The sequence below is a fragment of the Mesorhizobium sp. WSM4822 genome (assembly GCF_055811155.1).
In genome coordinates this window covers 171,823-184,206 of sequence record NZ_JBVVQM010000005.1, presented here as the reverse complement: position 1 = coordinate 184,206, position 12,384 = coordinate 171,823, and the positions used below count along the sequence as shown (strand labels likewise).

Annotated in this window: 11 protein-coding genes and 1 pseudogene; 11 read left to right on the top strand and 1 reads right to left on the bottom strand. The window is 63.8% G+C overall.

What is annotated here, in order from left to right:
• Positions 1-15: 15 nt before the first annotated feature.
• Together AC0L3E_RS13980 and AC0L3E_RS13975 are read left to right on the top strand one after the other, a co-directional pair.
• The gene (locus AC0L3E_RS13980) at positions 16-291 is read left to right on the top strand and encodes a type II toxin-antitoxin system ParD family antitoxin (RefSeq protein WP_027034949.1); all 276 of its coding nucleotides are present in this window, start codon (positions 16-18) and stop codon (positions 289-291) included.
• Positions 288-589 (top strand): annotated as a pseudogene (locus tag AC0L3E_RS13975) (type II toxin-antitoxin system RelE/ParE family toxin). Before AC0L3E_RS13980 ends, AC0L3E_RS13975 begins: the two are co-directional and overlap by 4 nt.
• A gap of 9 nt (positions 590-598) precedes the next feature.
• Here AC0L3E_RS13975 and AC0L3E_RS13970 read toward each other — a convergent pair.
• A complete protein-coding gene (locus AC0L3E_RS13970) occupies positions 599-1,714 on the bottom strand; it encodes a cystathionine gamma-lyase (protein WP_473604984.1) in 1,116 nt (371 codons plus the stop codon).
• 410 nt (positions 1,715-2,124) lie between these two features.
• On the opposite strand from AC0L3E_RS13970, the gene mraZ reads away from it, so the two are divergent.
• Genes mraZ through ftsW form a run of 9 tightly spaced genes read left to right on the top strand, consistent with a single transcriptional unit; the run spans position 2,125 to position 12,384 of the window.
• Positions 2,125-2,583 carry a division/cell wall cluster transcriptional repressor MraZ gene (gene mraZ, locus AC0L3E_RS13965; RefSeq protein ID WP_013530948.1) on the top strand — a complete coding sequence of 153 codons (459 nt, stop codon included), beginning with the start codon at positions 2,125-2,127 and terminating at the stop codon, positions 2,581-2,583.
• Positions 2,580-3,629 (top strand): 16S rRNA (cytosine(1402)-N(4))-methyltransferase RsmH, encoded by a 1,050-nt coding sequence (rsmH, locus tag AC0L3E_RS13960; protein WP_473604983.1) that lies wholly within the window; start codon positions 2,580-2,582, stop codon positions 3,627-3,629. The genes mraZ and rsmH overlap by 4 nt, the downstream gene beginning before the upstream one ends.
• Positions 3,630-3,633: 4 nt before the next feature.
• Positions 3,634-4,029, top strand: coding sequence for a cell division protein FtsL (gene ftsL, locus AC0L3E_RS13955; protein ID WP_127271473.1), 396 nt, complete (start codon positions 3,634-3,636; stop codon positions 4,027-4,029).
• Positions 4,026-5,735 carry a peptidoglycan D,D-transpeptidase FtsI family protein gene (locus tag AC0L3E_RS13950; RefSeq protein WP_027034944.1) on the top strand — a complete coding sequence of 570 codons (1,710 nt, stop codon included), beginning with the start codon at positions 4,026-4,028 and terminating at the stop codon, positions 5,733-5,735. The genes ftsL and AC0L3E_RS13950 overlap by 4 nt, the downstream gene beginning before the upstream one ends.
• 54 nt (positions 5,736-5,789) lie before the next feature.
• Positions 5,790-7,244, top strand: coding sequence for a UDP-N-acetylmuramoyl-L-alanyl-D-glutamate--2,6-diaminopimelate ligase (locus AC0L3E_RS13945; RefSeq protein ID WP_473604981.1), 1,455 nt, complete (start codon positions 5,790-5,792; stop codon positions 7,242-7,244).
• Positions 7,241-8,722 carry a UDP-N-acetylmuramoylalanyl-D-glutamyl-2,6-diaminopimelate--D-alanyl-D-alanine ligase gene (locus AC0L3E_RS13940; RefSeq protein ID WP_473604980.1) on the top strand — a complete coding sequence of 494 codons (1,482 nt, stop codon included), beginning with the start codon at positions 7,241-7,243 and terminating at the stop codon, positions 8,720-8,722. Before AC0L3E_RS13945 ends, AC0L3E_RS13940 begins: the two co-directional genes overlap by 4 nt.
• Positions 8,723-8,741: 19 nt before the next feature.
• A complete protein-coding gene (mraY, locus tag AC0L3E_RS13935; RefSeq protein WP_013530954.1) occupies positions 8,742-9,824 on the top strand; it encodes a phospho-N-acetylmuramoyl-pentapeptide-transferase in 1,083 nt (360 codons plus the stop codon).
• Positions 9,825-9,832: 8 nt separating this feature from the next.
• Positions 9,833-11,233 (top strand): UDP-N-acetylmuramoyl-L-alanine--D-glutamate ligase, encoded by a 1,401-nt coding sequence (gene murD / locus AC0L3E_RS13930; protein ID WP_473604979.1) that lies wholly within the window; start codon positions 9,833-9,835, stop codon positions 11,231-11,233.
• Positions 11,233-12,384, top strand: coding sequence for a putative lipid II flippase FtsW (gene ftsW / locus AC0L3E_RS13925; protein WP_127270939.1), 1,152 nt, complete (start codon positions 11,233-11,235; stop codon positions 12,382-12,384). The genes murD and ftsW overlap by 1 nt, the downstream gene beginning before the upstream one ends.

Genomic DNA, 12,384 nt, shown 5'->3' with positions numbered 1-12,384 from the left:
TACCGGGAGCTTCTCATGGGACAGGTCGACAAACGCAGCATCACGCTGTCGCCGGAACTGGCGCAGGCGGTGGATGATGTCGTCGCCGCCGGCGAATATGCCTCCGCCAGCGAAGTGATCCGAGATGCGCTGCGGCAATGGAAGGATCGGCGCGATCTCTTCGGCTATACGCTCGATGAGTTGCGCAAGCTGGTGCAGGAAGGGATAGACAGCGGGCCGGGACGATTTGCGTCGATGGATGAAATCAAGGCCGAGGCGCGGAGGCGCTTGCGATCTGACGACGCAGCATGAATTCGCTATTCATCGTCCGGAACGCGCGCGCAGAAGACGATTTGATCGCGATCTGGCTTCATGTTGCACGCGATAGCGAGGTCGCAGCGGATAGGTTGCTCGATCGCATCGAGGCACGGTGGCAGCAACTGGAGACCTATCCCTTCTCCGGCCGCCGCGCGATGACATCGCGCCCGGCGTCCGTCATCTGCTCGTTGGCGACTATCTCACCTTGTATCGTGTAGGTGACGACGCGATCGAGATCATTCGTGTACTGCACGGCTATCACAACATAGAAGCCGACGATCTCGGCCCGTGATCGGTCCGGTCAGGCGCCGATCTTGTCCAGCGACGTCTCGATTGCCTTCCAGAGCTCTTCCACCGGCTCGCAGCCGACCGAGAGGCGAACGAAGCCGGCGGCAACGGCATCGCCTCGCTTCAAGCGCCGCTCGGCGGAGGTGTGGACGCCGCCGAAGGATGTCGCGGCCTGCATCAAGGCGCAATTGTTGATGAAATCCTCGGCCTTGTCCTCCGAGGCGAGTTCGAAAGAGATCAGAAAACCGAAGCGCTCCATCTGGGCACGGGCAAGGTTGTGCGACGGATCGCCTTCCAGTCCGGGATAACGCAGGTCGCTGATTGCCCGGTGGCCCTGCAGCCGCCGCGCGATGACTTCCGCCGAGGAACACATGCGATCGAAGCGCACATCCAGTGTCTCCAGGCCGCGATGCACCAGCCAGGCTTCGAATGGTCCGGGAATGCTGCCGGAAACTTCGCGCCAGCCGGTCACGGCGGCGATGATCTCGGCATTGCGGCTGGCGACATGGCCGAACAGCACATCTGAATGGCCGTTGGGTGCCTTGGTGTCGGCGGCAACGACGATATCGGCGCCATGGTCGAGCGGCCGCTGGCCGAAGGGTGTCATGGTCGTGTTGTCGACGACAAGGATCGCGCCGGCTTTGTGAACAGCATCGGCAACGGCGGCGATATCGCAGATATCCAGCCCCGGATTGGCAGGGGTTTCGACAAAGGCGAGGCGATAGCCATCGAAGCCGCCATCGAGGAAGGTCGAGGTCGGCCTGACGTCGTAGGTGATGCCGAGCGGCTTGAGGAAGCGATCGGCCAGCGCTCTTGTCGTGTGGTAGCCGTCCGATGGCAGCAGGATACGGTCGCCAGTCGTGAGCACGGCAAAAAACGCCGCCGAGATTGCCGCCATTCCTGAAGGGAAGGCGACGCAAGGCGCGTCCTCCAGATGGGCCAGCATATGTTCGACCGCGTCCCAGGTCGGGTTGCTGAATCGCCCGTACTGGTTGAAACCGGTGGCGTCGCCGGGCGCATGAAAGATGGCGGCCATGGTCAGTGGCAGGGGAATGGAATCGCCCATGGCAAGCCCGCTGCGACGCAGGTGAGGAAGCGCTGCAGCGCGTGACTTTGCAGTTTCGGACATCGAATTTCCAACCCTGTTTGCGACCGACGAGATGTGGCGAGACGCTATGCCCGGCAACGGCGCTCGGCAAGGCGCGTCCGGTTGGGCCAGGCGGCTCTAAACGGTTCGTTAGGCTTAATAGACCATAAAGACGAGACGTGTCGGCGAGGCTGCTCTCATTGGTCGCGGCGCGCGTGTTTGTGAAGCCTAATCCCGTTGACGCCCATAGTGCCCCATGATATCCCATCTAGACATCAAAGCCTTCGTTCCGTGTCAGGGTAAAGCGTACGCCAATCGGGCAGCCGCGGCGGCTGCGCGTTTGCCGGTTTTTGCCCGTGCGGACGAGGCTGATACGGGGCAGGGAACGCGCCGCGGCGGCGCGGGCCACAAGATGGAGAGGGGTGCGGCGGCGCAAGCGGCTGTAGCGTTTAATGGACCGGTTTCTGTCAAACACGGTGAGCAGGATCGATGCGAAGGGACGGGTGTCCGTTCCCGCGCATTTCCGTGCGGTCGTGCAGAAGCGCGGCTATTCGGAACTTTATGCGCTGCGCTGCCTGGATCTGCCGGCGATGGATGTCGGCGGGCTCGATCTGCTCGACCGCTACGAGCAGCGCATCGCGCTCGAGGATCCTTTCCTGCAGACGGCGGACGATATGTCGTTCTTCTGCCATGGCGACGGAACCTTCTTGAAACTCGACCAGGACGGCCGCATCACGATGAGCGATTTCCTTCGCGAACACACCGGCATTTCGGCGGAAGTGGCCTTTGTCGGGCGCGGCAATTTCTTTCAGATTTGGGAGCCGGGACGGCTTGCCGCCTATGGGGCGCAGGCGCGGGCACGGCTTTTGCAGCTTCGGCAGGGGACGAAGCCTGGGGAGCGGCCGGAATGACGGCAGGCCACGGCGATGACCTTCCTCACGCCGTCGATGGGCACGCCGTTGGCGGATCGGCCCGCCACATTCCGGTCCTCCTTGCCGAAGTGCTTGAAGCACTGGCGCCGGCGCAGGGCGACCTCATCATCGACGGCACGTTCGGCGCCGGCGGCTACACCAGGGCCATTCTGGCGACGGGCGCTTCCGTGGTGGCGATCGACCGCGATCCGGATGCCATTGCGGCCGGGCGCGATCTGGAAGTGCAGTCGGGCGGCCGGCTGCGGCTGGTGCAGGCGCCGTTCTCGACGCTGGACGAACATGTCGAGAGCGCCGACGGGATCGTGCTCGACATCGGTGTGTCCTCGATGCAGCTCGACCAGGCGGAGCGCGGGTTTTCGTTCCGCGCCGACGGGCCACTCGACATGCGCATGGCGCAATCGGGCCTCAGCGCCGCCGACGTCGTCAATTCCTTCAAGCCGGGCGATCTTGCCCGCATCTTCGGCTTCCTCGGCGAGGAGCGTCATGCCGGGCGCATCGCCCGCATGATCGAGGCTCGCCGCGAAAAGCGCCCGTTCGAGCGCACGCTGGAACTGGCCGACGCCATCGAGACGCATATCGGCCGTGCGCCGAAGGACAAGATCCATCCGGCGACGCGCGTCTTCCAGGCGCTGCGCATCTTCGTCAATGACGAGCTTGGTGAACTGGCCAAGGCCCTGTTCGCGGCCGAACGCGCGCTGAAGCCGGGCGGACGGCTCGCCGTGGTCACCTTCCATTCGCTGGAAGACCGCATCGTCAAGCGTTTCATCGCCGACCGGGCCGACGTCGCGACCGGCTCGCGGCATTTGCCCGAGGCGCATGCCCGCACCGCGACGTTCCGCAAGGCGGGTGGCGGCGTGACTGCCGGCGACGCCGAGGTGGCGGCCAATCCGCGCGCCCGTTCGGCCAGGCTGCGCGCGGCAATCCGCACGGATGCGCCAGCGCGCAGCAGCGATTTTTCGATTTTCGGCCTTCCAAAGCTTCCCGGCCCAACACTTCCTGGCACAGGCCGGCCGGGGGAGAGGTAGCTAAGTGTTTCGTACCAGCGACATTGTCCTGATCGCCGTCATGGTTGCGGTCGCGGCCCTTACCTACAAGGCCAAGCGCGAGGCCGAGGAACAATTGGCCGCGGTGCAGAAGATCCATGCGCAGATACGCTATGAGGAGGACACGATCGACCTGCTCAAGGCCGACTGGAGCCTGCTTACCCAGCCGTCGCGGCTGCAGAAGCTCGCCGAACTCTACAAGTCGCAGCTCGAACTCGAGCCGGTCAGCGCTCGCCAGATCGGCGGCATCGGCGACCTGCCGGCCAAATCCCTTGACATCCAGGACATCCTGTCGGGACGCCAGGGCGGCATGGCCGACAATTCCGACCAAGCGCCTTCGGACAGTAAGGATCCCGTCGTGACCGGAGGCATCGCCCAATGATCGGCAAACTGCTGAAGCGTCGCGCCAGGACGAGTGAAGATGGATCGATCGTGGTCGAGGGCGCCCGCAAGGCGACCGGCGGCAAGGGCAGGACGCGCATCGTCATGACCATGGCGGTGTTCTTCGGTATCTTCTCGACCATATCAGGGCGGCTGGTCTATCTCGGCTTCCAGACCCCCGACATGTCGGGCGGTCCGCAGAGCCGGGTGACGGCATCGCGGCCCGACATCGTCGACCGCAACGGCGAAGTGCTGGCCACGGATATCAAGACGGCGTCGCTGTTTGCAGAACCGCGCCGCATTGTCGACGCCGATGAGGCGATCGAGAAGCTGTCGACGGTGCTTCCGGACATCGACTATGAGCAGACCTACCACAAGCTGAAGAGCGGCGCCGGTTTCGTCTGGCTGCAGCGGCAGCTGACGCCCAAGCAACAGTCCGACATCATGCAGCTCGGCATTCCCGGTTTCGGCTTCCGTACCGAAAAGCGCCGCTTCTATCCGAGCGGCGAGACCTCGTCCTACATTGTCGGCCTCACCAACATCGACAACCAGGGCATCTCCGGAATGGAGAAATATGTCGACGAGCAAGGCTTGAGCGATCTGCAGGCATCGGGCCTTGCCATCGCCAAGGATCTCAAGCCGGTAAAGCTTTCGATCGATCTGCGCGTGCAGCATGTGGTGCGCGACGAGATCGCCGCCGGCCTGGAGCGCTATCGTGCCATGGGCGCCGGCGCTGTCGTGCTCAACGTCAAGACCGGCGAAGTGGTGGCCATGGCCTCGGTGCCGGATTTCGATCCTAACAATCCCTACAATGCACAGGACAAGGACCGGCTGAATCGCATGTCGGCGGGCCTCTACGAGATGGGCTCGACCTTCAAGAGCTTCACCTCAGCCATGGCGCTCGATTCCGGCAAGGCGACGATGGCGAGCCGCTTCGATGCTTCGCATCCAATCCGGGTCGGCCATCAGGCCATTCACGATTTCCACGGCAAGAACCGTGTGCTGTCGTTGCCGGAGGTGTTCCTCTATTCGTCCAACATCGGGTCGGCCAGGGAAGCCGAGATGGTCGGCATCGAGGGCCATCGCGAATTCCTGCATCGCCTTGGCCTTCTGGACAGGATGCAGACCGAATTGCCGGAGACTGCCCGTCCGACTGAACCGAAGGTCTGGAAACAGGTCAATTCATTCACCATCGCCTTCGGCCATGGCGTGTCGACGACGCCGCTGCAAGCGGCTGTGGGCTGCGCGGCGTTGATGAATGGCGGCTTCCTGATGAACCCTACCTTTTTGGTGCGCACGCAGGCGGAAGCGATGGCCACCGCCAAGAAAGTGGTGAGCGAAAAGACCGTCGAAGGCATGCGCTACCTCTATTCGCTCAATGCCGAGAAGGGCTCTGCCCGAAACGCCAGAGTCCCCGGCTACCGCGTTGGTGGCAAGACCGGAACGGCCGAGAAGGTCGTCAATGGCCGCTACTCCAAGGACTTGAATTTCAACACTTTCGTCGCCGCCTTCCCGATGGACGATCCGCAGTATCTGGTGTTTACCATTGCCGATGCTCCGCACCCTGAAAAGCCCGGCATGACGGATGTCGCGGCCGCAAATGCGGGGGTCATGGCCGGCAATATCATCAGGCGTTCAGCTGCCATGCTTGGCGTGAAGCCAGATTTCAGCCATGAAAATGGTGCAACGCTGGTTTCCTATCAGTGATTCTTAGGGCGCGCCGGCAACAGCGCGCTATTTTGTTGCGGTGAACGGGACTCGATGAAGCTCAGAGATCTAGCCGGTATCCTGCCCGTCGAGGGAATAGCTTCCGTCGATCTGGAGGTTACAGGGATTTCTTCGGATTCCCGCCAGGTAAAAGCGGGTGTTGTCTTCTTTGCGCTCGCGGGAACCAAGGCCGACGGTGCCGTTTATGCCGCCGACGCCGCCGCGCGCGGTGCGGCCGCGATCGTGGCGGGCAAGGGCAGCACCTTTGCCGGGATCCCTGTACCGGTGCTGGCGGTCGACGATCCGCGCCTGGCGCTGGCGCTGAGTGCGGCACGCTATTTCGGCAAGCAGCCTGAGATCATGGTCGCGGTGACCGGCACCAGCGGCAAGACTTCGGTCGCGGCTTTCACCAGGCAGATCTGGGAGCAGTCCGGTTATGCCACCGCTTCGATCGGCACCACCGGCGTGGTGGCGCCTGGGCGCAACGATTATGGCTCGCTGACGACGCCCGATCCGGTCGCCCTGCATCAATTGCTGCGGGAATTGGCGGATGCCGGCGTTACCCACGCTTCGATGGAGGCCTCCAGCCATGGGCTCGACCAGCGCCGTCTGGACGGTGTGAAACTGGCGGCCGGCGGCTTCACCAATCTCGGCCGCGACCATATGGACTATCATCCGACCATCGAGGACTATCACCGCGCCAAACTGCGTCTGTTCGACGCGCTGCTGCCGAAAGGCGCACCGGCCGTCATCTTCGCCGACGATCCATGGTCGGCACCGACGATTCAGGCGGCGCGGGCCGCGGGGCTCGAAGTGCTGACGGTTGGCCGCCATGGCGATTTCCTCAGGCTGAAGCGGGTCGAGCATGAACGCCATCGCCAGCGGGCCGAGGTCGAGGCCGATGGCGTGCTCTACGAGATCGACCTGCCGCTGGCCGGTGATTTCCAGATTTCGAATGCGCTGGTTTCGGCGGGTCTTGCCATTTCCACGGGAACACCTGTAGCCAAGGCATTGTTGGCGTTGGAGAAATTGAAGGGCGCCCCGGGCCGGCTCGACCTCGTCGGCACCACCGGCAATGGCGCGCCGGTCTATGTCGATTATGCCCACAAGCCCGACGCGCTCGAAAACGTGCTGGCCTCGGTGCGCCCATTCACGACCGGCCGCGTCATCGTCGTGTTCGGCTGCGGCGGCGACCGGGACCGGGGAAAAAGACCGATCATGGGCGAGATTGCGACGCGGCTTGCAGATGTTGTCATCGTCACCGACGACAATCCGCGCTCCGAAGTGCCGGAAACGATCCGCGCCGCTATTTTGGCCGCCGCCCCCGGCGCCATCGAGATCGGCGACCGGCGCCAGGCGATCCACGAGGCGGTCGCCATGCTGCATGCCGGCGACACGCTGATCGTGGCCGGCAAGGGCCACGAGGAAGGCCAGACGATCGGCTCCGAAACCTTGCATTTCTCCGATCATGAGGAAGTTCGCGCGGCGCTTACGGAGCGTGCCGCATGAGCTTGCTGTGGACCTGCGAGGCGCTGGTTGCCGCCATGGACGGGCGGCCGTTGGGGCCGATGCCGGAAGGCATTTCCGGCATTTCGATCGACAGCCGCAGCCTGCAGCCGGGCGACGCCTTCTTCGCCATCAAGGGCGAGGCGATGGACGGCCATGACTTCGCCACCGCCGCCATCAAGGCCGGCGCCGGCGTGCTGGTGGTGGCCGAAGGCAAGCTGCCGTCGCTCGGGCGGCTGACGGCGCCGATTATCGTCGTCGAGGACGTGCTGGTCGCACTGGAAAAGCTTGGAGTTGCGTCGCGCGCCCGCTCGAGCGCGAAAATCATCGCTGTGACCGGTTCGGCCGGCAAGACCACCACCAAGGAAGCGCTGCGCCATGCGCTGCAAGCCGTCGGCAAGGTGCACGCCTCGGCGCAGTCCTTCAACAATCACTGGGGCGTGCCGCTGACCTTGGCGCGCATGCCTGATGATTGCGACTATGCCGTATTCGAGATCGGCATGAACCATCCCGACGAAATCCGGCCGCTGGTAAAAATGGTGAGGCCGCATGTCGCCATCGTCACCATGATCGCGGCGGCGCATCTCGGCTTTTTCCGCAATCTCGACGAGATTGCCAAGGCCAAGGCCGAGATTTTCGAAGGGCTGGAGCCCGAGGGGGCCGCCATCCTCAACCGCGACGATGCGCGCTTCAAGCTGCTCGACAAGATGGCCCATGCCGCCGGTGTCGAGCACGTCTACGGCTTCGGCGAGAATGCGCGCTCTACCTTCAAGCTCACCAAATGCGAACTGCATGCGGATCATTCCGACATCATCGCCAGGATCGGCGGCCACGAAGTGGCGGCGCGGATCGGCGCGCCCGGCCGCCATATGGTGCAGAACGTGCTGGCGGTGCTGGGTGCTGCGCATCTGGTCGGCGCCGATCTCGACAAGGTGGCTTCAGCACTGGCCGATCTCTCTGCCGAACGCGGGCGCGGCAAGCGCCATGTGCTGCGCCATCCCGGTGGCTCGACTTCGAGCCACCCAGGTGGCTCGACTTCGAGCTACCCAGGTGGACTGATCACGCTGATCGACGAAAGCTACAACGCCAATCCGGCATCGATGGCTGCTGCCATGGCATTGCTCAACGCGACGCCTGTGACGGGCGAGGGCCGCCGCATCGCCGTGCTCGGCGACATGCTCGAACTCGGCGACCATTCGGCCAAGCTGCATGCAGCCCTTGCCGATCTCATCGTCGGCACGGGCACGCGGACCGTCTTTCTCGGCGGCCCGGAAATGCGGGCGCTGGCCGAAGCGCTGCCGGCTGAGATCAAGACGGAATACCGCGCCGGTGTCGAGGAGCTGAAGCCGGTGCTGCTTGCCGCGCTGAGGCCGGGCGATGTGGTGATGATCAAATCGTCGAAGGGCATCGGCTTTGCAAAACTGGTCGATGCGCTGCTGGGCAAATTCCCGGCTGAATCGACAGCCAGAAAACAGACCTAGGTCGGGGGACGAAAAGCGCATGTTTACACTGCTCGTCGATTTTGCGGACAAGGTCTCGGTCTTCAATGTCTTCCGCTACATCACCTTCCGCACCGGCGGGGCGCTGATCACGTCGGCGCTGATCGTCTTCATCTTCGGGCCGACCATCATCAATTCGCTGCGGCTGCGGCAAGGCAAGGGCCAGCCGATCCGCGCCGACGGACCGCAGACGCATTTCAAGAAGGCCGGCACGCCGACCATGGGCGGACTGATGATCCTGTCGGGCATTATCGGCTCGTCGCTTTTGTGGGCCAACCTGTCGAGCATCTATGTCTGGGTGGTGCTGCTGGTGACGCTGGGCTTCGGCTCGATCGGCTTCTACGACGACTATCTGAAGGTGACCAAGCAGTCGCATCTCGGCTTTTCCGGCAAGGCAAGGCTGGCGCTTGAATTCGTCATCGCCGGCATCGCCGCCTGGGTGATCATGCACAATGGCCAGGCGCCGTTCTCTTCGTCGCTGACGTTTCCCTTCGCCAAGGAATTCATCGTCAATCTCGGCTGGTTCTTCATTCCGTTCTCCTGCTTCGTCATCGTCGGAGCAGGCAATGCTGTGAACCTCACCGACGGTCTGGACGGGCTGGCGATCGTGCCGATCATGATCGCGGCGGCCTCCTTCGGCGTCATCGCCTATCTCTCGGGCAATGCGGTATTCGCTGAATATCTACAGATCCATTTCGTGCCCGGCACCGGTGAACTGGCGGTCGTGCTCGGCGCTGTCATCGGCGCCGGCCTCGGCTTCCTCTGGTTCAACGCGCCGCCTGCGGCGATCTTCATGGGCGATACCGGCTCGCTGGCCATGGGTGGCCTGATCGGCACCGTCGCGGTCGCCACCAAGCACGAGATCGTGCTGGTCATCGTCGGCGGATTGTTCGTCGTGGAAATCCTGTCAGTCATCATCCAGGTCGGCTACTTCAAGATGACCGGCAAGCGGGTGTTCCTGATGGCGCCGATCCACCATCATTTCGAAAAGCTCGGCTGGACCGAAAGCCAGGTGGTGATCCGCTTCTGGATCATCGCCGTCATCCTGGCGCTGGTCGGCCTGTCGACCCTCAAGCTGAGATAGGAAGCCCTTTGATCCCCGCCGCATCCTTTTCAGGCAAGCGCGTTTCGCTCTTCGGGCTCGGTGGCTCGGGGATCGCGACGGCGCGCGCGCTGATAGAGGGCGGCGCGGACGTGCTGGCCTGGGACGACAATCCCGACAGCGTGGCCAAGGCCGCCGGTGCCGGTATCGCGACTGCTGATTTGCGCGGCGCCGACTGGGCGAAATTCTCGGCTTTCGTGCTGTCGCCGGGCGTCCCGCTGACGCATCCCAAGCCGCATTGGACGGTGGAGCTGGCGCGCGGTTCAGGCGTCGAGATCATCGGCGACGTCGAGCTTTTCTGCCGCGAGCGGATGCTGAGCGCGCCGACGTCGCCCTTCATCGCCATCACCGGCACCAACGGCAAGTCGACGACGACCGCGCTGACCGCGCATATCCTCAAGGCCGCGGGACGCGACACCCAGATGGGCGGCAATATCGGCCGCGCGGTGATGACGCTCGATCCGCCCGAGCCCGATCGGCACTATGTGGTCGAATGCTCGTCTTACCAGATCGATCTCGCGCCTTCGATCAATCCGACGGCGGGCATCCTGCTTAACCTGACGCCCGATCATCTCGACCGCCACGGCACCATGCAGCACTACGCCGCGATCAAGGAGCGGCTGGTAGCCGGCAGCGAGACGGCGATCGTCGGCATCGACGATTCCTGGTGCGCGCAGATCGCCGAGCGGCTGGAGCGGGCGGGCCGGCCTGTCATCCGCATTTCCAAGCGCCTGCCGCTGACCGATGGCTATTTCGCCGATGGCGGCAATCTGATGGCAGCCGTGCACGGCCGTTACAGCCGCGTCGCCTTCCTCGAAGGCATCGGCTCGCTGCGCGGCCAGCACAATGCCCAGAACGCTCTGGCGGCGGTCGCCGCTTGCCTCAAGGTCGGGCTTGAGCTTGGCGAAATCCAGTCCGGGCTGGAAAGCTTTCCCGGCCTCGCGCATCGCATGGAGCAAGTCGGTCGCAAGGACCATGTGCTGTTCATCAACGATTCCAAGGCGACCAATGCCGATGCGGCAGCACCCGCGCTATCCAGCTTTACGCGCATCTACTGGATCGCCGGCGGCCTGCCCAAGGAAGGCGGCATTGAGCCGTTGCGCGGCTTCTTTCCGCGCATCGCCAAGGCCTATCTGATTGGCGAGGCGGCGCCGGCCTTTTCGGCGACGCTGGGCGAGGCAGTTCCCTACGAGATCTCAGGCACGCTGGCCGCCGCGGTCGAGCACGCCGCGCATGATGCCGCTAAGGACGACAGCGGCGAGGCGGTGGTGCTGCTGTCGCCGGCCTGCGCCAGTTTCGACCAGTTCAAGAATTTCGAAGTCCGCGGCGAAGCCTTCAGGCAAGCTGCGAATGCTATCGAGGGTGTGAAACCCATCGGAGGGGCACGATAATGCAAAGCCGTCTCGACAAAAGCCCGGTGGCAACCTGGTGGTGGACGATCGATCGCTGGTTCCTGGCGGCGTTCCTGTCGCTGATGGGGCTCGGCATCGTCTTGTCCTTCGCCGCCAGTCCGGCGGTGGCCGAACGCATCGGCCTCGACAGTTTCCACTTTGCCACCAGGCAGATCATCTTCACCGTGCCGGCGCTCGGTGTGATGCTGGCAGTTTCCTTCCTCGATTCCAGGCAGATCCGGCGCATGGCGCTGGTCATCCTGTGCCTGATGCTGGTGCTGATGGTGGCGGTGCTCTACATCGGCGTCGAGGTGAAGGGTGCGCGCCGCTGGGTGTCGCTTGCCGGCCTGTCGATCCAGCCGTCGGAATTCCTGAAGCCGGCCTTCGTCATCATGTGCGCGTGGCTTTTCGCCGAGCACAAGCGCCAGCCCGATATTCCGGGCAATCTGTTCGCCATGCTGCTGCTGGTGCTGGTCGTGTCGCTGCTGGTGGCGCAACCGGACCTCGGCCAGACCATGCTGACGACCGGCACCTGGGGCATCATGTTCTTTATGGCCGGGCTGCCCTGGCTGTGGATCGTCGCGCTGGGTGCGGCCGGCGTCGGCGGCGTCTTTGCCGCCTATACGGTGTTCCCGCACGTTGCCCTGCGCATCGACAAATTCCTCACCGGCGAGGGCGACACGTTCCAGGTCGACATGGGGCGCGAAGCGCTGATCAATGGCGGTTGGTTCGGAGTCGGACCGGGCGAGGGCACCGTCAAGCGCGTCATCCCCGACAGCCATGCCGACTTCGTCTTCTCGGTCGCGGGCGAAGAGTTCGGGCTGATCATGTGCTTCTTCATCATGTCGATCTTCGCCTTCATCGTGCTGCGCGGCCTCAACACGGCGCTGAAGGAGCATGACGATTTCACCCGCTATGCGGTCGGCGGCCTCGTCACCGTGTTCGGCCTGCAGGCTGTCATCAACATGTGCGTCAACCTCCAGCTTGTGCCGGCCAAGGGCATGACGCTGCCGTTCATCTCCTATGGCGGCTCCTCGCAGATCGCCATCGCCATCTCGATGGGCATGGTGCTGGCGCTGACACGCAAGCGGCCGGAAAAGCGCAAGCAGGTGGGCTTTGGCCTGTCGCAACGCGCCGTGCCGGCGGAGTGA

Coding starts and splice junctions, on each gene's coding strand:
- AC0L3E_RS13945 (WP_473604981.1), top strand. CDS start 5,790: ATGAAGCTCAGAGATCTAGCCGGTATCCTGCCCGTCGAGGGAATAGCT.
- mraY (WP_013530954.1), top strand. CDS start 8,742: ATGTTTACACTGCTCGTCGATTTTGCGGACAAGGTCTCGGTCTTCAAT.
- AC0L3E_RS13940 (WP_473604980.1), top strand. CDS start 7,241: ATGAGCTTGCTGTGGACCTGCGAGGCGCTGGTTGCCGCCATGGACGGG.
- AC0L3E_RS13980 (WP_027034949.1), top strand. CDS start 16: ATGGGACAGGTCGACAAACGCAGCATCACGCTGTCGCCGGAACTGGCG.
- ftsW (WP_127270939.1), top strand. CDS start 11,233: ATGCAAAGCCGTCTCGACAAAAGCCCGGTGGCAACCTGGTGGTGGACG.
- AC0L3E_RS13970 (WP_473604984.1), bottom strand. CDS start 1,714: ATGTCCGAAACTGCAAAGTCACGCGCTGCAGCGCTTCCTCACCTGCGT.
- AC0L3E_RS13950 (WP_027034944.1), top strand. CDS start 4,026: ATGATCGGCAAACTGCTGAAGCGTCGCGCCAGGACGAGTGAAGATGGA.
- mraZ (WP_013530948.1), top strand. CDS start 2,125: ATGGACCGGTTTCTGTCAAACACGGTGAGCAGGATCGATGCGAAGGGA.
- rsmH (WP_473604983.1), top strand. CDS start 2,580: ATGACGGCAGGCCACGGCGATGACCTTCCTCACGCCGTCGATGGGCAC.